The organism is Candidatus Neomicrothrix sp., assembly GCF_035329545.1.
Taxonomy (GTDB): Bacteria; Actinomycetota; Acidimicrobiia; order Acidimicrobiales; family Microtrichaceae; genus Microthrix; species Microthrix subdominans.
In genome coordinates, this window is the sequence record NZ_DAOLGP010000002.1 from 49,070 (window position 1) to 69,542 (window position 20,473).

The following is a 20,473-nucleotide window of genomic DNA, read 5'->3' on the forward strand; positions in this document are numbered from 1 at the left end:
CATGACGTTCCCCCTCGGCGCCGCTGCGGTGACCCAACAGCCCGACGCCGGCGAGCCGCTGATCCGATGGGACTGGTTGGCCAGGCACCTCGACGACATCGCCGTCCGCACCTTCGAACACATCCAGCTCACCGCCATCGCCGTGGGCGTCGGGCTGGTGGTCTCGCTCGCCCTGGGCCTGGTCGCCGTGCGTTTCCGCTGGACCGCCACGCCGATCGGGTGGTTCTCCGGCGCGCTCTATGCAATCCCCAGCCTGGCGTTCTTCGGGCTGCTCATCCCGTTCTCGGGGTTCTCGATCTTCACCGCAGAGATCGCACTGGTCGCCTACACGCTGTCGACGCTGGTGCGAAACGTCATCGCCGGCCTCGACGGCGTACCCCCCGCCGCCCGTGCTGCGGCCGATGGGCTCGGCTACACCCCAACCCAACGCTTCTTCAAGGTGGACCTGCCACTCGCCGTGCCCACGATCGTCGCCGGGCTTCGGATCGCCACCGTCACGACGATCGGCCTGGTGACGGTGGCCTCGGCCGTCGGGTTCGGTGGATATGGCGTGTTCATCACCGACGGCCTCAACCGCGACTTCCCCACGCCGCTGATACTGGGATCGGTCCTGTCCCTCCTGCTCGCCATCGTGGCCGACCTGCTCTTCAGCGTGCTTCAGCGGTCCCTCGCCCCCTGGGACCGCGTGGGCCGGAGCCGCAAGCCCACACCAGGCCTGAGCGATGAGCTGGGCGATGAAGGGCTGCGCCAAGCGGCCATGGAGGACACCCGTGCGTGAGATGATCGACTTCCTCACGGCGTCGAGTTCCTGGTCGGGGTCAGCGGGTATCCCCGAGCGCCTGGCCGCCCACGTGTACGTGTCGATGCTCTCGATGGTGGTTGCCGGCGTGATCGCCCTGCCCGCCGGGCTGTGGCTGGGCCACCGCAACCGGGGCGCAGCCCTCGCCTCGGCGGTGGCCAACGCCGGCCGGGCCATCCCCACCCTGGCGCTGCTCGGCCTGGCCACCGTGGCGGTCGGCATCGGGTTCTGGCCGACGCTGATCGCCATGGTGGCACTCGCCATCCCACCGATGTTCACCAACACGTTCACCGGCATCCGGGGCGTCGACCCAAGCGTTCGCAGCGCTGCGGTCGGCATGGGCTTCGAGGACTTCGAACTGCTGCGCCAGGTGGAGATCCCACTGGCGATGCCGCTGATCCTCACCGGCGTTCGCATCGCCGCGCTCCAGGTCGTCGCCACGGCGACGCTCGGTGCGCTGGTCGGCTTCGTTGCGCTCGGCTCGTTCATCGAGGAGGGACGGCTTCAGCCCGATAAGGGCAAGCTGCTGGGCGGGTCGTTGCTCGTCATCGTGTTGGCGCTGGCCGCCGACGGGCTGGTCGGGGCACTCGCTCATCGATCAAGCCGCTGGCAGCGCCTGGGCCGCAGCCGTTGAGGCAAACGGGCCGCATCGCCCACCTCACCTGCGGTGAAGCGGGATCGACCGGGAATCGTTCGGGCGCCAGACAGACGGAGCGTCAAATGCTCGGCCCCCGCGTCGCGCCTCGCTAGGTTGTTTCGACACCCACGAGAAGGGCGACCTACATGACACGAAATCGCACGATCAGACACCTCGGAGCGGGCATCGCCTCGCTCGTGATGGTGGCGGCCGCCACGGGATGCGGCAACGACGACGAGTCGTCCGCTCCCGACGCGGACAAGCCTGCCATCACGGTCGGCATCCAGGACTTCGGCGAGTCCCAGGTGGTCTCGCAAGTCTACGGCCAGCACCTGGCCTCCGTTGGCTACGACGTCGACTATCAGGAGCTGGGCGGCTTCCGCGACCTCGTGCTCACCGCCTTCGAGTCCGGCGACATCAACTTCACCCCCGAGTACGCCGCCTCGATGCTCGAGTTTCTCAACGACAACGCCGGCGAGGCCACCAACGACGTGGGCGAGACCGTCGACGCGCTGAAGCCTCAGCTGGAGAAGAAGGACCTGGTGGCCTTCGAGCCCACCGAGGCCGTCAACACCAACACGTTCGTCGTCACCGAGGAGACCGCCAAGGCCGAGAACCTCACCTCGATCGGTGATCTCGGTGACGATCTCAAGCTGGGCGGCCCCCAGGACTGTCCGACCAACCCCGGCTGTCTTGCCGGGCTGAAGAGCATCTACGGCGTCGACCTGTCCGGCAACTTCACGCCGCTCGACGGCGGCGGCCCCAACACCAAGCGCGCTTTGAAGAGCGGCGACATCGACGTGGCCGTGCTGTTCAGCACCGACGGCGCCATCGCCGAGAACAACTGGGTGGTGCTCGAGGATGACAAGGGCCTGCTCAAGGCCGACAACATCATCCCGGTGGCGTCCAAGTCGCTCGCAGACGATGGCGGCGACGACCTGGCCAGCGAGGTGGACAAGGTTTCGGCCACGCTGACCACCGACAAGCTGATCGAGTTGAACAAGCGCTTCGACATCGATAAGGAAGACGCCAAGGACATCGCCGAGGAGTTCCTCGCTGACGAGGGCCTCAACTAACCGGCTTCATGGTTCTGGCGCCTGGTGCGCCTGCTGACAAACGTGTGTGGACTCACCCAGCCGCTCGGCTGGGTGAGTCTCGTTTTGAGAGCGTTAGCCGCGCTCGGTGGTCTCCAGGTCAAGCGGCCCCTTGACGAACCGGAAAATCATGGGATAGCGGTACCACTCACCCCGGTTGGCCGCCACCATCGCCATGATCGGCAGCACCAGCGCAACCAGCCCGATCGCCATCGTCAGGGGGAACAGCGCGAAGAAGCCACCGAAGGCGACGCCCCGACCAAAGACGAACGTGCCGCCCATCAGGAGCGCCATCACGCCGAGGGGCAACGCAAAGGACACGATCGTGAGCGTGATCGTGAAGTTCAGCGCCTCGGCGGCGTGGTGGCGCACGAACTGCGACCGTTCCTTCGTCACCGCATAGAAGATGCCGGTGCCGATGAGGCCGCCGAGCATGGCCAGCAGGTTGGCGACCAGCCCCATCGACCGATCGCTCGCCGGGTCGTGGCTCCACGGCTGGTTGGAGTAGTCGGGCCTGGGCGCCGCCACGCCGGGGCCGGAAGCCTGCCACGAGGATCCGCCAACGTGCGCGGTCCAGGCGATGCCATCCCACCAGCGCACCGACCCCTGTGGGTCGGCGTACCACCCGGGCGCCGGCCCGGCGCCTGGTGCGTTGCCCTGCGATGTCTGGTCGGAAGTGTCGTCGGTACTCAGTAGCTCTGACCCCCGTAGCCCTGAACGCCGCCCGGCTGGTCGAGTGGCCCCTTCACCAGGCGAAGGGTGGCCGGGTAGCGGTACCACTCCCCCTTGTTGGCCGCCACCGCCGCCAGGATCGGCATGATGAAGCCCCACAGCATGAGGAACGGCATGATCAAGAAACCGATCAACACGATGCTGAGGACGATGGTGGCCGCCCACGCGATCGCCAACGTGATCGTGAAGTTCAGCGCCTCGGTGACGTGGTGGCGTACAAAGGGCGACTTGTCGTTGCTGACCGCGTAGTAGATGCCGGTGCCGAGAATGCCGGTGAACAGCGCCAGCACCTGGGCGATCACCGCCGAGCCGGTGTCGTCGGCAACGCCGGCGCCCGCCATGTTGGCCATCGGTGGGACGGCCGGCGGCGGGGCGTAGCCCTGCTGGGCCGGGTCCGGCTGGGCGTAACCCGGCTGCGAGTAACCCGGCTGCGAATAATCGGGCTGGGCCGGGTCCGGCTGTGAGTAACCCGGCTGTGAATAACCGGGCTGGGCCGGGTCCGGCTGGGCGTAATCGGGCTGTGAATAACCGGGCTGGGCCGGGTCCGGCTGGGCGTAATCGGGCTGCGAATATTCGGGCGGCGCCTGGGCCGTCGAACCCTCGCCGGACGGCGGCGGAGGAACGCTGCCGTACCCACTCGAATCGGGCGGCGGCGGGGGTGATGGTGGCGGGCCATCGCCGCTCATGTCGGGCGGCGGCGGTGCCGATGGCGGCGGGGTTTCAGCTCCGCTCGATGGGTCGGCCGCGGGTGGCGACATCCCCTCCTCACTTGAGGAGGGCGTGCTCGGCTGGCCTTCGTCGCTCATCATGGTCCTTTGCCGGTTGGTGGTGCGGTCGTCGGATCGAGACGGTGAACCACAAGAAGTTACCATTCGACGAAATCGCCCGAGCCGAGTGAAGCGGAGCGGAGCGGGCAATGCCGACTTTCCGGCCGTCGGACTGGGAAATCGGCAAGACTGGACGACCACGGCGACTCAGGGAGGCTGCACATCGACGCCGAGGCCCTGCTGGTCACCGCCATCTCATTGCGCTCCGAGTTGAGCGGCATCACGCTGCCGTTTTCCGCCCCCTCGGCCGAAGCGTCCCGCCACTCGGCCGCCACCGCCGTCCAGCAGTTGGACGACTACATCGTGCCCCGTCTCTCCAGCCTGGACGCACCCGCGCTGGCGGTGATCGGAGGGTCGACCGGGGCCGGCAAATCGACGCTGGTCAACAGCATCATCGGGGCCGACGTCACCCGTCCCGGTGTCCTCCGGCCAACGACCACCGCGCCGGTGCTGGTGCATCACCCGGACGTCGCCGCCGCTTTCGAGGGGGACCGCGTTCTCGGCGGGCTGGCGAGGGTCAGCGGCAGCGCTGCCACCGGCCCGGCCGAGCTGGAGATCGTGGCGTCGACGACGCTGTCGGCGGGCTTGGCCATTCTCGATGCCCCCGACATCGACTCGGTGGTCAGCCAGAACCGGCAGCTGGCCGGCCAGTTGCTCGAAGCCGCCGATCTGTGGGTGTTCGTCACCACCGCCGCCCGTTACGGCGATGCGGTGCCTTGGCGGTTCCTTCGTGACGCAGCAGCACGCGGGGTGGTCCTCGCTCTGGTGATCAACCGCATCCCGCCCGGCGCCACGGCGGAGGTCGTCGCCCACTTCACCGAGATGCTCGAGGCCGAAGGCCTGCACGACGCCCCGCTCTTCGCCTTCGAGGAGCAGACGCTCGACGACGGACGCCTGCCGGCGTCGGAGGTCGACGAGCTGGGCTCATGGCTGGAGCAGGTGGCGTCCGACCGGGCGGTTCGGGCCGAGGTGGTGCGCCGAACCCTGACCGGCGCCCTCGGTGCCTTGTCGGATCGGGCCGACGAGGTGGCGACTGCGCTGGCCGACCAGCAGCGGATCAGTGACGCCCTGCTGGCGTCGGCGGCCGCACCGTTCAACCTCGCCCGGGCGCAGCTGTCGACCGAGGTGCGCGACGGCACGGTGATGCGGGGCGAGGTCATGGCCCGCTGGGCCGACCTGGTTGGCACCGGCGAACTGCTGCGTCAGCTTCAGAGCAAGCTGGGACGTTGGCGCGACCGCGTGACCGCAGCCGTCACCGGGCGTCCTACCGAGTCCGATCGCTTCCAGGGTGCTCTCGAGAGCGGCGTCGAGACGCTGGTGCGGGCACGAGTGGCCGAGGCGACCGCCGCCGCATCCGAGGCCTGGCGTGCCCACCCCGCAGGTGCCGCCCTGCTCGACGAGGCCGACGACGACCTCACCCGCCCGTCACCCGACCTGCCCGAACGGGCCGAGTCGATGATCCGCTCGTGGCAGGAGGGACTGCTCGATCTGCTCCGTACCGAGGGCGCCAACAAACGCAGCACGGCCCGTGCGTTGAGCTACGGCGTCAACGGCATGGCGCTGGTGTTGATGGTGGCCACGTTTGCCCACACCGGCGGCCTGACCGGGGCCGAGGTGGCGATCGCCGGCGGGTCGTCGGCCGTCGGCCAGAAACTCACCGAGGCGCTCCTGGGGGATCAGGCGGTGCGGAAACTGGCGGCCGACGCCCGCACCGACCTCGACCGACGCTTCGGCGTGCTCATCGACCGAGAGGCCAACCGGTACCGCTCCCAGGTGTTCGACCGGGGATTCGACCCGGGTGCGGCCGAACGCCTCGCCGGCTTGATCCAACAACTGCGTCGCGGGGTGAACCGATGAGTGCCCCCGACGTTCCGGCAACACCGTCCCGCCGGTCGCAGCGCTCGACCGCCAAAGCCGCCGATGCGCTGGCCGAACGCCTGGACGTCCTTGGCCAGGTGGTGGCGTTGTCGGATCATCGCCTCGATCCGGCCGCAGCGGATCACGCACGCGGCGCCCTCGACGCGGCCCGCGGTCGGCTTGGCCACGGCACCACCCACACGGTCGTGGCCCTCGCCGGCGCCACGGGCAGCGGCAAGTCGTCGATGTTCAACGCCCTGGTGGGCGAGGATCTGGCCGAGGTCGGCGTGCGGCGGCCCACCACCTCGTCGGCTCGGGCGGCGGTCGTCGGCGACGGGGCATCCGGTCTGCTCGACTGGCTGGGCATCGACCGCCGCCACGCTGTCGGCGGCCCCGCTGACGAGCTGGCCGGCCTGGTGCTGATCGATCTGCCGGACCACGATTCGACCGCCGCCGAACACCGGGCGGAGGTCGACCGACTCGTCGAAGTGGTCGATGCGTTCGTGTGGGTGGTCGATCCGCAAAAGTACGCCGATGCCGCCCTTCACGAGGGCTACCTGCGACGCTTCGCCGGTCACGCCGCAGTCACGCTGGTGGTGCTCAACCAGATCGACCTGCTGGCGGAGACCGACCGCGCCGCCACCCAGGAGCACCTCGGCCGGATGCTGGCCGAGGACGGCCTGGTCGGCGTGCGGGTGTTGCCGACATCGACCACCACCGGCGCAGGGGTGGACGCGCTGCGACGAGAACTGGCGGCTCGGGTGGCCGAGCGACGAGCGTTGCTCGCACGGCTCGACGCCGACCTCGACTGGGTGGCCACGGAGTTGGCGGCGGCTGTCGGCGACACGGTCCCCCGGCCGGTCGACCCTGCGTCGGCCAGGGCGCTGGCCAACAGCTTTGCCGTGGCAGCCGAAGTGGAGGTCGTCACCGACGCCGTGGCCGCGTCCCACCGGCGGCGATCGGCCCATGTGGCGGGATGGCCACCAACACGCTGGGTCGGACGATTGCGACCCGATCCGCTACGCCGGCTGGGGCTGGACAAGGAACGGCTGACGACGCGCCGACGCCACGGCGGCGACCACGACGACGCAGCCGGACCCGACCGCACCGTCACCGTGCCCCGTACGTCGCGTCCGGCGCCCAGCGCCGTCGCAGAAGCGGGTATGGACGAGGCGCTGCGAAACCTGAGCGACCATGTCGGCAACGGCCTTCCCCATCGCTGGCGCAACCGGCTCGATGACGTGGCCAGAGCGCGGCGCGACGAGCTCCCCGACGCGTTGGATCGCTCCGTCGGCGCGGTCGACCTGCCCACCCGACGCCCCGGCTGGTGGTCGGTGGCCTCGACGGCGCAGTGGCTCTTCACCGCTGCGATGGTGGTGGGTGTCGTGTGGCTGCTCGCCATCGGCGTCGTCGCAGCCTTGGGTCTGCCGGAATTGCCCACGCCGAGCGTGGGTCGGATCCCCTGGCCCACCATGCTCGCCCTGGGCGGCGCTGTCTGCGGGATTCTGGTGGCGCTCATCGTGGGGTGGGCAGCCGCCGTCGGAGCGCGACGCCGGGCAGCACTCGCCCGGCGAGCCCTCGTCGAGGCCACGGCGTCGGTGGCCGAACAGTTGGTGATCCGCCCGGTCGATGCGGAGGTGGCCGCCCTGGCGGAGCTGACCGCGTTGACCCGACGCCTGGACCGCTAGCTGAGGCGGCCGGGAACGCATCAGCAACTCGGGAGCCCACACCACCACCAGACCGCGCTCCTGACTCCCCACTACACCACCCTGTCGCAACTCGGGAGCCCACACCACCGCCAGACCGCGCTCCTGACTCCCCACTACACCACCCTGTCGCAACTCGGGAGACCACACCACCGCCAGACCGCGCTCCTGACTCCCGAGTACGGGTCCAGGCGGGGGTTCGGGAGGGTGACCCCGACGCTGGGGCTCTCGCATGCGATAGACGTGGGGCATGCGTGCAGCGGTGTGTTCCCAACTCGGCCCGGCCCAGGACCTGACCGTCGGCGAGATACCCGACCCGACGCCTGGTCCAGGCCAGGTGCGTCTCGAAGTCCGGTCGGCAGGGGTGAACTACGTGGACGCCTTGTTCGTCGAAGGTCGCTACCAGATCAAGCCTCCCCTCCCCTTCGTACCTGGCAGCGAGGTGGCCGGCGTGGTCGTCGAGGTGGGGCCCGACACCGACGGCGCCCCCGAACCGGGTACTCGGGTACTCGCCTCGATCGGGCTGGGGGGATTCGCCGAACAGGTGGTGGCTCCGATCGACGCCATCGTCGCCATCCCCGATGGTCTGAGCGACAACCAGGCAGCCACATTGGTGCAGAGCTACGCCACCATGCGCTTTGCCTTCACCCGGCGAACGAAGGTGCGGGCGGGCGAATGGGTGGCGGTCCTCGGCGCCTCCGGCGGCATCGGCATGGCCGCCATCGACGTGGCCCGCGACCTTGGGGCCCGGGTGGTCGCCGTCGCGTCGAGCGAACAACGCCTCGATCGGGCGGTCGCCCAAGGTGCCGAAGCGACGATCAACACCGCGACGCTGGGTTCGGCCGACCCCTCGACGCCGGTGGACGGCGTGGCGTTGAAGAACGCCCTGCGAGAGGCCACCGACGGCGGCGTCGACGTCGCCGTCGACCCGGTCGGCGGACCGGCGACCGAAGCGGCGCTGCGGGCGCTCGACGCCTTCGGCCGGTTGGTGATCATCGGGTTTGCCGCCGGCGATATCCCCGTGATTCCCGCCAATCAGGTGCTGTTGCGCAACCGGACGATCGTCGGGGTGGATTGGGGGGCGTGGGCCATGGCCAACCCGGCGGAGAACCTGGCGTTGGTGCACGACATCCTGTCCGACGCGGCAGCCGGACGGCTCCACCCGCAGGAACCCACCGAGTACCGGCTGGACCACGTCGGCGCGGTGCTCGGTGACCTGCTAAACCGCTCGCTGGCGGGCAAGGCGGTACTGGTGCCGTGAGCCCCCGCAGCGGTGGCGGCTTCGCCAGCGCGCTCCCCGGCCCCGAGCACCGGGCCAGCCCTCCCGGGCTCCCCGATTTCATCGCCGAGGTACGCGACGCGCTCGACGCCTCGGGGGTCCTCACCGATCCGGTCGACCGCGAGGCCTACGCCACACCGTGGCGGGGCACCCCCGGCCGCACCCCGGTGGTGGTCCGCCCTGCGACGACGGCGGCGGTGGCCGAGGTGGTCCGTTTGGCAAGCCGCCACCGGGTGCGGCTCATCCCCCAGGGGGCCAACTCCGGCCTGGTCGAGGCGTCGGTGCCCGACCGCTATGGGCACATGGTCGTGCTGTCGCTCGAACGCCTGCGCAGCCGGCTTGAGGTCGACGTCGATGACCGCACCGTGATCGCCGACGCCGGCGTGCGGCTGTCAACGTTGAACGAGGCGCTCGCACCACACGGGCTGTCTCTGCCGATCGACCTGGGCAGCGACCCGTCCCTCGGCGGCATGGTGTCGACCAACACCGGCGGGGCCCGGATGATCCACCACGGCGACCTGCGGCGTCACCTGCTGGGGCTCGAGGTCGTGTTGGCTGAGCCCCCGGGGGCAGTGCTCGACGACCTCGGCGCCCTGCGCAAGAACAACACCAGCCCAAAGGTGAGCGACTGGTTCATAGGAGCGGCGGGTCGGTTTGGCATCGTCACCGCCGTCGCCCTCGAAGTCGCCGCCATCGACCGGGATCGGGCCACCGCGTTTCTGGTTCCGGCCGACGACCGGGCGGCCGTGACGATCACCGCCGCCCTGGAACGGGCGTTGGGCCACCGGCTGCGCGCCGTCGAGGCCATGGACGCCCAGGCGCTCGGTCTGGCCGCCGGAGAGCCCGGCGTGCACAACCCGTTCGGCGAGGACGCCCCGCCTCCGCTCACGCTTCTGGTCGAGGCTGCCGAGACCGACCCGGCACCCGATCGTTCCGCGGAGGAGGCGCTGGTGCGAGCGCTCGCCGAGCTGCCCGGCTCGGTATTGCTCGACGCGCTGGTCGTGCCGCCCGGCGACGCGTGGGGCCTCCGGCATCGGGTCAGCGAAGCGCTGGCGCGGTCCGGCACTGTGATGGGGTTCGACCTGTCGGTTCGCCGCAGCCGCCTCCCCGAGCTTCGGGCAGCGCTGGACAACGACGTCCGCCCGTACCTGCCCGACGGCGCCAGCCTGGTTGAGTTTGGGCACTGGGGCGACGGAGGCCTCCACGCCAACCTGGTCGTTCCTCACGCCGCTACCGGCGGACGACCGCCCCACCCCGAGACCATCGCCGGCCTGCGGCGACGCATCTGGGCGGTGGTCGCCGGCCTCGGTGGATCGTGGGCCTCCGAACACGGCTGGGGACCGACCAACGACGATGCGCTTGCCGCCCACGGCGACCCGGTGCGGATCGATCTGCTCGACCGCATCGAGGCGATGCTCGATCCGCAGGACATCCTCGGCCGCCCCCGCCACCCCTGAGCCCGCACACCCCTGAGCCCGCACGCCCAGCACACCCAGCACACCCAGCACACCCAGCACACCCAGCACGCCCGAATGCGAACTCGGGAGCCCGGAACGCGCCCAGACGGTCGGTTCCACTCCCCGGTTCAGCAGAGAAACGGTTGCATCACCGAACTCGGGAGCCCGGAACGCGCCCAGACAGTCGGTTTCACTCCCCGGTTCGGTAAAGGGGTCGGTTCAGCAGGGCTCAGTTGTGCCTGCGGCTGCCACGGGCGACAGCGATCGCCCAGGCGATCAAGGGAAACTGCAGCGGCAAACGAGCCCAAGCCACGACTGGCGAGTCGAGGGGTGGCTCCAAGCCCGACATTCCCCCGTCCAGGGCAGACTGCACGTTTGCCGGGAACACGCCGATGAACGTGGCGGCGGCGAACCAACCACCGAACCGGCGGGTGCGGGGGTTGGCCACCAGCACTGCTGCGGCCAACTCAACGACGCCCGACACGTAAGTGGTCGTGCGGGCCGACCCCGGCATCCAATCGGGCACGATTGGATCGAAGAACTGCGGCCTGACGAAATGGGCTACCCCGGCGAAACCCAGCACCGCGGCCAGGCCAAGGGCCAGAGCACGACCTGCAAGCCCCTCGTTGGGTGCCGGCTGCTCCTCGGCCAGCGCCGCCGGGCCACTGTTGGCCGCCTGTGACGCACCGTTGATGCTGGGAACGGCAGAGCTCTCGGAGGCGATCCGGTCGGTGTCCATGTCAGCGACGTTATCGGCTGTTCACACCCGATCCTGTGGGCCTCACCCACTCGCCGTGCTCGAGCCACTCCTCCTCGAGCCGCCCGGTAACATCGGAGCGGTGCCCAAGCAATCCCCCGGCGACGATTCCACCCAGCCTGAGCACCGTGCCTCGGGTCTGCGCCGCCTGCGCAGTGATCCGGGATCCCGCAAAGACCGCCGGGGCGGCGGTTCCGCACTGAGCGCCAGCCGTCTGAAACGCCAAGTCGAACCGATTGCCAGCCTGGGTATCCGTCGCTGGCCGGCACAGAAGACCCGACCGATCCGCAACATCCTGATCCTGGTCACCCTCCTGGGACCGGTGTTAGGACTGGGCATAGCAGTGATCACCATCCCGGCCGGTCCCACCGATGAGGTACTCAGCGCGGGCGACGGCGGGGACGAAGATGCTCGGCCTGGGGCCAACGAAATCGGGGCACGGGTCACGCTTTTAAACCCCGACCTCAGCCGCGGTGAGGTGACCGCTCGGGTGGTGCTCGAGCCCGGCTCAGACCTCATCGTCGGCAGCGACCAAACCCTCACGCGCACGATCCGAGTGTTGTTCAACGACATCGCCGGTAGGACCCAGACCGTCTTCGAGACAGGGTCGACGATCGATCCGATCAGCGGCACGCTCCAGCTCAGCGGCAGTCGACTGACCCGGTATCCTGTCGACAGTTACAAAGCGCAACTGGTGCTGCTGGTGCAAAAGGAGGTCGACCCCGGCGAGGGTCAGGCGATCGAGGGCGATCGGGAGTTCGAACCCGTCCCCATCGTGGCAACGGTACGGTCCAGCCTCAGCGATCTTCGGGTCTCCAGCACCAGCCCCGGCGACGGGGGTGGGGACGTGCTGGCCGCCGACTTCGACCTGGAGCGGCCCCGAACGGTTGTGGCCTTCGCCATCGCGCTGATGGCGTTGGCGTGGCTGTTGGCGCTGGGCTGCGTCGCCCTGGCCTGGGGAGTACTCGTGCAGGCACGCGAAATCCCCTTCTGGTGCTGGGGCTTCTATGCCGGGGTCCTTTTTGCGTTGCCACAGTTGCGCAACGGGTTGCCCGGGTCGCCGCCGTTCGGCTCGCTCATCGACTGGTCGATCTACTACTGGGCACTGGGCATGGTTGCGGTCAGCCTGCTGGCGCTCATCCTCGCCGGCAACCTGGCGCTGCGTGCCGCTGTTTCGGACCCGCAACCGGACCACCCTGCGGACGCGGAAGGTGAGTCAGGCGACGACGCACCCACGCGCTGAGGGTGGCCCCTCGGCCGCCATCAGCGGATCTGTGATCGGCCGCATCACCCGGCCGGGCGTCTCACTTGCCGTCGGCCTGCATCTTCTTGATGGCGTCGCCGATCTTCTCCTGCGCCTGATCAACCTTGTCGGCGTGCTTGTTGCCAGTCTTGTCGTCGATGAAGTCGCCGGCCTTCTCGACGCCGTCAGCGATCTTGTCGCCGTGCTCGTCGACAACATCGTCCAGCTTCTTCTTCGCATCGTCGAGAAAGCTCATGGGTGGTTCTCCATCGGTTACTGCGGCCGCCAAGGGTGGCGGCCGCCCACCGAGCCTTGCCGTTGACCGCCGACCGCACAAGGCCAGCGGGTTCGGGAGGCACACACGATTCCGCACGTCGACCGCATCTGCTCCGAGCGGCGCGTGGCAACCTTGCGAACGAGACGTTGCAACCCCTGGAGCACCCACCATGTCCGATGCCACCTTCCAACTCGGTGCGTTTCTCGACGACGCCGGCGACCGAACCGACGAAGCGGTGGCCTACGAGGCCGACGACCTGACCACGCACGGGGTGATCGTTGGCATGACCGGCAGCGGCAAGACCGGGCTGGGCGTGGTGATGATGGAGGAGGCGCTGCGCCAGAACATCCCCACGTTGGTGATCGACCCCAAGGGGGACATGGGCAACCTGCTGTTGACGTTCCCCGACCTGTCTGCCGACGACTTTGCCCCCTGGGTGCCCCGCGACACCGACCCGGCGGAGACCGCCGAAACCTGGCGCAGCGGCCTGGAGGGCTGGGGGCTGGCGCCCAACCACATCGCCGAGCTGCGGGACGGCCACCGCTTCTGCGTGCTGACCCCCGGCTCGACCGCCGGGCTGCCGGTCAACCTGATCGGCAGCCTGGCACCACCCGTCGGCGCGGGCGCCGGCACTGACGGCGAGGCGGTCACCGACGAGATCGAGGCCTTGGTCTCGGGCATTCTGGGGCTGGTCGGCATCACGGCCGACCCGCTGGCCGACCGGGAACACATCCTGTTGGCCAACATCATCGCCACCGCGTGGGCCGCCGGCGAGACCCTCGACCTGGCGACGCTGCTGACCCGCATCCAGGACCCGCCGATGCGCAAGCTGGGGGTGATCGAGCTGGATCAGTTCTTCCCCAAGGCCGATCGCACCAAGCTGATGATGAAGCTGAACGGGCTCCTCGCCTCGCCCGGCTTTGCCCCCTGGACCCAGGGCGCCCCGCTCGACGTCGAGTCGCTGCTGTGGGACGAGAACGGTCGAGCCGCCTGCACCGTGCTCTACCTGGCGCATCTCTCGGAGAGCGAACGCCAGATGGTCGTCAGCCTGGTGCTCTCAAAAATGGTGACGTGGATGCGGGGCCAGTCCGGCTCGACCGATCTTCGGGCGCTCATCTACATGGACGAGGTGTACGGCTACGTGCCGCCGACTGCGCAGCCTCCTTCCAAAAAGCCGATCCTCACGTTGTTCAAGCAGGCGCGTGCGTTTGGCGTCGGCGTGGTGCTGTCCACCCAGAACCCGGTCGACCTCGACTACAAGGCCATCTCCAACGCCGGCACCTGGATGATCGGGCGCCTGCAGACCGAGCGGGACAAGGCTCGGTTGTTGGACGGCATGTCGTCCGCGGCCGGCGCCGTCGACCTGAAAGCGCTGTCGGAGACGATCTCCGGCCTGGGCAAGCGCCAGTTTCTCATGCAGCGCACCGGCGGATCGGCACCCCGCCGCTTCGGCGTCCGCTGGGCGATGAGCTACCTGGCCGGTCCGCTGTCCAAGGACCAGGTAGGGCGGTTGCCCGGCCAGGCCGAGGCTGCTGCTGCCCTTACCGCAAGCACCGGCGGCGCGGCCGCTGCCCCCTCGGCTGCAGCCCCAGGTCAGCCCGCAGCGCAGCCCGAACCAACGGCGCAGCCGGAGCCGGCAGCCCAGCCAGCACCTGTGGAACCGGGCGCGCAGCTCGAGCAGGCGGCACCCGCGACACAGGGCGTGCCAGCCGCGCCGCCAGCGCCCGCTGAGCCCGCCGAACAGGCCGAGCCCGTCGCTCAACCGGGGCCCCCGGCCGCACCCGCGCTTGAAGCGCTCGGCGACTTGGCCGACGACGAGACCCCCACCATGCCCCAGGTGGCCGACGGCATCCCGGTTCGCTTCGTCGACGCCGCCGCCCCGTGGGCCGCCGACCTGGGCGCCGTCGCCGGCGGGCAACGCTGGGAGCCGGCGGTCGTCGCACGGGTGGAGCTGCTCTACGACGAAGGTGAATTCCGAGCAGAAGAGACCTACGAAGCGGTCTTCTTTCCGCTGCCCGCCGAGCCCAGCGCCGACACGGTGAGGGCGGTGGACTACGACGATCGGGACCTGCTCGAGGCGGCACCCCATGCCGGTGGGTTCGCCCTGCCGACCGCCAAGACCGCCACCAAGACCTTCTTCACCAACCTCGAACGGTCCCTGAAGGACCGGCTGTATCGAGGACGCACCACCGAGTTGCTCACCAACCCCGAGCTGAAGCTGACCGGGCGGCCAGGCGAGAGCCGCGAGCAGTTCGAGGCCCGCGCCTCGGAGGCGGCAAGAGCGGCCGCCGACGCCGAGGCCGACAAGCTCCGGGTGCAGCTGACCAGCAAGGCCGATCGCATCCGCACGGCGATTGCCAAGGAACAGGAACGCCTGCAAACGGCCCAGACAACTGCGTCGACGTCGAGAACCGACGAGCTGATCTCGGGCGCCGGCTCGGTGTTCGGGGCCCTGATGGGCGGACGCCGATCATCACGTTCAATCGCCACCGCGGTCCGTTCGGTGTCCGCCAAGAGGGGACGCACCACGCGGGCTGCCGAGAAGGTGGAGCAGTACGGCGCCCGGATCGAGGACCACACCGAGGACCTCACCGAGCTGGAGGCCACGCTGGCGGACGCCATCGTGGAGCTGGACGAACGCTGGGCGCTGGTGGCGACGGCGACCCAGGTGGTGCCGGTGCCGTTGGAGAAGAACGACATCACGGTCAGCCAGGTGGCCTTGGCGTGGGTGCCGGTCACCCGCTGATCTCAAGGAGAGACGGCGTGGCCGCCGGTTACCGACGGGTAACTATCGAGTCCTAGATTGTCGTCATGCAGGATTACACACCTCCGCTCGATGACATCCGCTTCTTGCTCGACCGCGTGCTCGACCTACCCGCGCTGTTGGAAACCGAGAAGTTCTCCGAGCTGGACTCGGAAACCGTGCACGACGCCATCGAGGCGGCGGGCACGTTCATCGCCGAGGTGATCGCCCCTACCAACGCCATCGGCGACCAGGTGGGCACCCAGTTGCAGCCAGACGGCACGATGGTGACCCCGGAGGGATTCAAGGAGGCCTACGCCAAGCTGGTCGAGGCCGGGTGGGGCGCTCTCACCTTCGATCCCGCCTACGGCGGCGGCGGGTTTCCCGAGGCGGTCGGCATTGCGTTGCAAGAGTTCATGGTGAGCTCCAACATGGCGTTCTCGATGGCGCCGCTGTTGACCCAGGGCTCGATCCACGCCATCAACTCGGTTGCCGACGAGTACGTCACCGAGACGTACCTGGCCAAGCTGGTCTCCGGCGAGTGGACCGGCACGATGAACCTGTCCGAGCCCGAGGCCGGTTCGGACGTGGGGGCGCTGCGCACCAAGGCCGAACCCAACGGCGACGGCACCTGGTCGATCACCGGCAACAAGATCTACATCTCGTGGGGCGACCACGACATGGCCGACAACGTCGTCCACCTCGTGCTGGCCCGCACGCCCGACGCTCCTCCCGGGACCAAGGGCATCTCGTGCTTCATCGTCCCCAAGTTCATGGTGAACGACGACGGCACGCTGGGCGAGCCCAACGATCTCAAAGTGGTGTCGATCGAGCACAAGATGGGCATCAACGCCTCGCCGACGTGCACGATGAGCTTCGGCGACCAAGGCGGCGCAACCGGTTGGCTGCTCGGCAACGAGTTCGACGGCATGCGGGTGATGTTCGTCATGATGAACATGGCCCGCTTGTCGGTGGGCGTCCAGGGCCTCGGCCTGGCCGAGCGCACCCTTCAGGGGGCGCTGGCGCACGCCAACGAACGGGTGCAGGGCAAGGTTGTCGGCACCCCCAAAGAGGACCGCACCAGCCCGATCGTCGGCCACCCCGACGTCCGGCGCATGCTGCTCGACATGCGTTCGATCACCGAGGCGATGCGGGGCATCTGCCTGATGAATGCCGTCGCCATGGACGGGGCCAGCGCACTTTCCGATGAGGACGACCGCCAGAAGGCCGAGGACCTCAACGAACTACTTATCCCGATCACCAAGGCCTGGTGCACCGACATGGGTGTCGAGGTCACATCCCTCGCCGTGCAGGTGTTCGGCGGCATGGGCTTTGTCGAAGAGACGGGCGTCAGCCAGTTCTTCCGGGACGCCCGCATCGCCCCCATCTACGAGGGCACCAACGGCATCCAGGCAATGGACCTCGTCGGCCGCAAGCTGCCGATGCGCGCCGGCGGCGTGGTGACCGACACCATGGCCAACATTCGGACGACGATCGACGAGCTCAACGGCCAAGAGGAGCTGGCAGGCATCGCCAGCCGCCTCAGCGAGGCCACCGACGCTCTGGACGAGGCCACCCAGTGGATCTTCGCCAACTCCGGCGACATCCGCGACGTGCTCTCGGGCGCCACGCCGTACCTGCGCATGTGGGGCCTGGTCGTCGGCGGTTGGGTGTTGGGCAAGAGCGCCCTGGCGGCCACCGAGTGGGCCGCCGAAGGTGGCGACGAGGCGTTCTGCACCGAGAAGGTACGCACCGCCCGTTGGTTTGCCGACCAGCAACTGCCCGCCGTTGCGGGCCTGGTGCCCCGGGCCACCGCCGGCGCCGCACTGATGGACGAGGCCTCGCTCTAGGACGCCGGGTCGACTGGAGGCCCGCACCACAGCGCGGCCTCACGACAAACCGACCTCACCGAAAGCCCGGCGCCACCACGGTGCCGGGCTTTCCTTTGTTCACCTGGCAGACGTGGCCAAACGGTTCACCAGGTGAGGCACGGGCGAAGATCTACGCCTGGGTGCGAGCACCCTCGAGTACATCCCAATAGGTGGGGAACGTCTTGGCCACGCAGCCGGGATCGGCGATCGCCACGCCGTCGGCCACCAGGCCCAGCAGACCGAAGGCCATCGCCAGCCGGTGGTCTTCATAGGTGCTCACCACCCCCGATCGGACCTCACCGGGGTGCACGGTCAGCCCATCATCGTGTTCGACCGATGCGATGCCGAGGCGCTCCAGCTCGGTGATGACGGCACCGATGCGATCGGACTCCTTGCCCCGCACGAACCCGATGCCCCGAATGCGGGTGGGCGAGTCGGCGACGGCCGCCACCACCGCCAGCGTGGGGGCGGTGTCGGAGAAGTCGGCCAGGTCGACGTCGACGCCGCGCAGGTCGCGGCCGACCACCTCGGTCCAGTCGTCGCCCTGGCGCACGACGGCACCCATCTGCTCGAGCACGTCGAGGAACGCCATGTCGCCCTGAACGGCGGACCGGCCCAGGCCCTCGACCCGGATGCGACCCCGGGTCATCGCTGCCAGTGCAAAGAAGTAGCTGGCGGCCGACGCGTCGGGCTCGATGGCGTAGCGCTGGGCCGCGTAGATCCCGGGGGCGCATCCGAACCGGCGATAGCCGTCGCGCTCCACCGCCGCACCGAACCGCTCCATCACGTCGACGGTCATATCGATGTACGGGCGGCTCACCAGCTCGTCGGCCACCTCCAGTTGCAGCCCGTCGCCGAACAGCGGCGCGCACAGCAACAGCCCGCTGAGGAACTGGCTGGAGGTGGCGCCGCTCACCGTCACCGCACCGCCCCGCATGCCGCCGCCCGTCGAGGAGAGCGGCAAACGATCGTCGACAGCGGACAAGGTTGCCCCCAGCGACCGCATCGCCTCGAGCTGATCCGACATCGGGCGGGCCCGCAGCTGCTCATGACCGTCGAGCATTCCCCCGCCGGGCGCCAGCGCAATCAGCGGCGCCAGAAACCGCCCCGTGGTGCCGCTCTGACGGGCGTCGATGATTAAGGGCTCCGCCGGCAGGCGGCCGCCGATGCCGGTGATGCTGACGGTGTGGGCAGGCCGGTCCTCCTCGACCTGAGCACCCATGCCGGTGAGGGCGGCGAGCATCGCTTCGGTGTCGTCGGAGAACAGCACGCCGGTCAGCTCGGAGCGGCCCTCGGCCAGCCCGGCACACAGCAGGGCCCGGTTGGTCAGGCTTTTCGAGCCGGGCAGGACGACGGTGGCGTCGGGGGGCTCGGTCAGGCGGCGCAGGCGGAGGGGGTCGACGATCACTTCGCCACCCTACGAGGAGCGGAGTCGCCCGACGACCCGGCCGAATGACCGCGATTCCGGATAACCTTGAACCCTATGGCGCAAGAGCGAGTCGCTTTCCCGGTCCGCCACTTCACGGAGCCGTCGTTACCACACGTCTGCGCATGGACGGGCGAGCCGGCGACCGAATGGGAGGCCATCACCGTCAAAAACCGGATTGGCGCCCAGTGGTGGCTCCTACTCCTTGGGATCTTTCCATTGGTCATCGTCCGTGCGGTGACCGTCAAACAGGTGACCGGCTACCTTCCGGTAGCTACCGCTGTGCGCGCCGAACGCCAGGGCACGGCCCGACGTACCTGGGGGGTCGACGACGCCCCATCAATCTTCATCACCGGGTTTGCGTTGCTTCTCATCGTTTACAGCCTCATCGGAGGCAACGAGTCGATCTTTCTCGCCACCTTCATCGGGCTTCCTTTTCTACTCTTGGGGATAGTCGCGTTGATCGATCGACGGCGGCGGGCCCCGGTCGTCGGCCCGGGGTTCGTCACGCCCGAGATCGGGCTGGACCGTCATGGCGGGATAATTACCGTCCTTCGGGCCAGCCCACAGTTCGTCAGCGCCGCACGCGAACTCGCACGACCTCAGATCCAACCCGTACCCGATGCCTCGCCTGGCACGGTCCAAGCGACATCTCCGCCGAACGGTTTTGGCGGTGCAACACCGGCCGCTCATGCCCCTCCGTCTCAGGAGGCACCGGCAGGTACTGGCACTGCGCCGGGGACCCCATCCTGGCCGCTTCCCGCCGCTGAGCGGGCCACCGATGCCCCACAACCATGGTGGAGTTCCTAGCACGGGCTAGCGGCAGCGCTAGCGGGTCACCCTAGGCATGCAACAGCTCGTCGGGGAGGTCGGCGATCACGGCCGCCAGCTGGGCGAGCAGGCCTGCGTGCACGCTGCTGCGTCGCCAGAACATGGCGATCTGACGGTTGGGGGCCGGCGCCTCGAAGGGGACGGTCGACACGTGATCGGACTGGGTCACCGGCGGGCTCACCGACATCTTGGGCAACAGCGTGACGCCGACGCCGGCGGCGACCATCTGACGCAGCGTCTCCAGGCTGGTGGCCCGGAAGCCGTGCCGTTCGGCCGCCCCGGCCATCGAGCACACCTCCAGCGCCTGGTCGCGCAGGCAGTGCCCGTCGGTCAACAACAGCACGTCGGTGCCGGCCAGCACCTCGGGCGCTACCGAGGTGGCGTCGGCCAGCTCGTGGTCGGCGGGCACGGCGAGCACGAAGTCCTCGGTGAACAGCGGTTCCTGGTGCAGCTGAGGGGCGTCGATCGGCAGGGCCAGCAGCCCGGCGTCGAGGTGCCCACCGAGCAGCCCCTCGACAACCTGCTCGGTCTTCTCCTCCACCCACAACAGCTCGACCAGGGGGAAGCGCTCGTGAAGAGGGCCCACCACGTGGGGCAGGAGGTACGGCGCCAGCGTCGGGAACACGCCGATCTGCAGCGTCGCTGCGCCGGGCTCGGCGGCCGCCTTGGCCAGCGCCTCGATCTGGTCGACCTCGACCAGCACCCCGCGGGCATGGTGGAGGATCAACCGCCCGACCGCCGTGGGCATCACGTTGCGGGGGGCCCGCTCGAACAGCGCCACACCCAGCTCGTCCTCCAGCTTGCGCAGCTGCGAGGACAAGGTGGGCTGGCTGACGAAACAGGCTTCGGCGGCGCGACCGAAATGCCGGTGATCGTCCACCGCCACCGCGTAGCGCAGGTCCTGAAGGTTCACGTCACGACGCTACGCGATGGCCGC

17 protein-coding genes are annotated in these 20,473 nt (G+C 69.1%); 11 read left to right on the forward strand and 6 right to left on the reverse strand.

Annotated features, from left to right (window positions below):
* Position 1: 1 nt before the first annotated feature.
* The 3 genes from PKD89_RS01740 to PKD89_RS01750 all read left to right on the forward strand — a co-directional run bounded on the left by PKD89_RS01740 (position 2) and on the right by PKD89_RS01750 (position 2,512).
* Positions 2 to 778: an ABC transporter permease gene (locus tag PKD89_RS01740; RefSeq protein ID WP_287378699.1), complete on the forward strand. Its 777-nt coding sequence runs from the start codon at positions 2 to 4 to the stop codon at positions 776 to 778.
* A 1-nt stretch (position 779) separates the two neighbouring features.
* Positions 780 to 1,433 (forward strand): ABC transporter permease, encoded by a 654-nt coding sequence (locus PKD89_RS01745; RefSeq protein ID WP_287378729.1) that lies wholly within the window; start codon positions 780 to 782, stop codon positions 1,431 to 1,433.
* Between the two features lie 149 nt (positions 1,434 to 1,582).
* Positions 1,583 to 2,512, forward strand: coding sequence for an ABC transporter substrate-binding protein (locus PKD89_RS01750; protein WP_289012359.1), 930 nt, complete (start codon positions 1,583 to 1,585; stop codon positions 2,510 to 2,512).
* Between the two features lie 93 nt (positions 2,513 to 2,605).
* Here PKD89_RS01750 and PKD89_RS01755 read toward each other — a convergent pair whose 3' ends face one another.
* Complete coding sequence (locus PKD89_RS01755; RefSeq protein ID WP_289012360.1) at positions 2,606 to 3,310, reverse strand: DUF4870 domain-containing protein; 705 nt, start codon at positions 3,308 to 3,310, stop codon at positions 2,606 to 2,608.
* A complete protein-coding gene (locus PKD89_RS01760) occupies positions 3,220 to 4,020 on the reverse strand; it encodes a DUF4870 domain-containing protein (RefSeq protein WP_289012361.1) in 801 nt (266 codons plus the stop codon). Before PKD89_RS01760 ends, PKD89_RS01755 begins: the two co-directional genes overlap by 91 nt.
* Before the next feature lie 279 nt (positions 4,021 to 4,299).
* Between PKD89_RS01760 and PKD89_RS01765 the strand changes: the two genes are divergently transcribed.
* The 4 genes from PKD89_RS01765 (at position 4,300) to PKD89_RS01780 (ending at position 10,388) form a co-directional block, all read left to right on the forward strand.
* A complete protein-coding gene (locus tag PKD89_RS01765; protein WP_324332241.1) occupies positions 4,300 to 5,946 on the forward strand; it encodes an ABC transporter in 1,647 nt (548 codons plus the stop codon).
* Complete coding sequence (locus PKD89_RS01770) at positions 5,943 to 7,634, forward strand: GTPase (RefSeq protein ID WP_289012363.1); 1,692 nt, start codon at positions 5,943 to 5,945, stop codon at positions 7,632 to 7,634. The genes PKD89_RS01765 and PKD89_RS01770 overlap by 4 nt, the downstream gene beginning before the upstream one ends.
* A 280-nt stretch (positions 7,635 to 7,914) precedes the next feature.
* Positions 7,915 to 8,913: an NADPH:quinone oxidoreductase family protein gene (locus PKD89_RS01775; protein ID WP_324332242.1), complete on the forward strand. Its 999-nt coding sequence runs from the start codon at positions 7,915 to 7,917 to the stop codon at positions 8,911 to 8,913.
* On the forward strand, positions 8,910 to 10,388 hold the full coding sequence (locus tag PKD89_RS01780; protein ID WP_287378716.1) for an FAD-binding oxidoreductase: 1,479 nt from the start codon (positions 8,910 to 8,912) through the stop codon (positions 10,386 to 10,388). Before PKD89_RS01775 ends, PKD89_RS01780 begins: the two co-directional genes overlap by 4 nt.
* A gap of 229 nt (positions 10,389 to 10,617) precedes the next feature.
* Here the strand turns inward: PKD89_RS01780 and PKD89_RS01785 are convergent, their stop codons facing one another.
* Entirely contained in the window at positions 10,618 to 11,127 is a 510-nt protein-coding gene (locus PKD89_RS01785; protein WP_289012365.1) for a DoxX family protein, read from the reverse strand.
* A gap of 100 nt (positions 11,128 to 11,227) precedes the next feature.
* On the opposite strand from PKD89_RS01785, the gene PKD89_RS01790 reads away from it, so the two are divergent.
* Positions 11,228 to 12,388, forward strand: coding sequence for a DUF4436 family protein (locus PKD89_RS01790; RefSeq protein WP_287378720.1), 1,161 nt, complete (start codon positions 11,228 to 11,230; stop codon positions 12,386 to 12,388).
* Positions 12,389 to 12,449: 61 nt separating this feature from the next.
* On the opposite strand, the gene PKD89_RS01795 is transcribed toward PKD89_RS01790, so the two are convergent.
* The gene (locus tag PKD89_RS01795; protein WP_289012366.1) at positions 12,450 to 12,644 is read right to left on the reverse strand and encodes an antitoxin; all 195 of its coding nucleotides are present in this window, start codon (positions 12,642 to 12,644) and stop codon (positions 12,450 to 12,452) included.
* Between the two features lie 190 nt (positions 12,645 to 12,834).
* On the opposite strand from PKD89_RS01795, the gene PKD89_RS01800 reads away from it, so the two are divergent.
* Positions 12,835 to 15,411, forward strand: a complete 2,577-nt coding sequence (locus PKD89_RS01800; protein ID WP_289012367.1) for an ATP-binding protein — start codon at positions 12,835 to 12,837, stop codon at positions 15,409 to 15,411.
* Positions 15,412 to 15,476: 65 nt separating this feature from the next.
* On the forward strand, positions 15,477 to 17,258 hold the full coding sequence (locus PKD89_RS01805) for an acyl-CoA dehydrogenase (protein ID WP_289012368.1): 1,782 nt from the start codon (positions 15,477 to 15,479) through the stop codon (positions 17,256 to 17,258).
* Between the two features lie 151 nt (positions 17,259 to 17,409).
* Here the strand turns inward: PKD89_RS01805 and aroA are convergent, their stop codons facing one another.
* Positions 17,410 to 18,687: a 3-phosphoshikimate 1-carboxyvinyltransferase gene (aroA, locus tag PKD89_RS01810; RefSeq protein ID WP_289012369.1), complete on the reverse strand. Its 1,278-nt coding sequence runs from the start codon at positions 18,685 to 18,687 to the stop codon at positions 17,410 to 17,412.
* 75 nt (positions 18,688 to 18,762) lie between these two features.
* Between aroA and PKD89_RS01815 the strand changes: the two genes are divergently transcribed.
* On the forward strand, positions 18,763 to 19,515 hold the full coding sequence (locus PKD89_RS01815) for a hypothetical protein (RefSeq protein WP_289012370.1): 753 nt from the start codon (positions 18,763 to 18,765) through the stop codon (positions 19,513 to 19,515).
* A gap of 31 nt (positions 19,516 to 19,546) precedes the next feature.
* On the opposite strand, the gene PKD89_RS01820 is transcribed toward PKD89_RS01815, so the two are convergent.
* A complete protein-coding gene (locus tag PKD89_RS01820; RefSeq protein ID WP_289012371.1) occupies positions 19,547 to 20,449 on the reverse strand; it encodes a LysR substrate-binding domain-containing protein in 903 nt (300 codons plus the stop codon).
* Between the last annotated feature and the right edge of the window lie 24 nt (positions 20,450 to 20,473).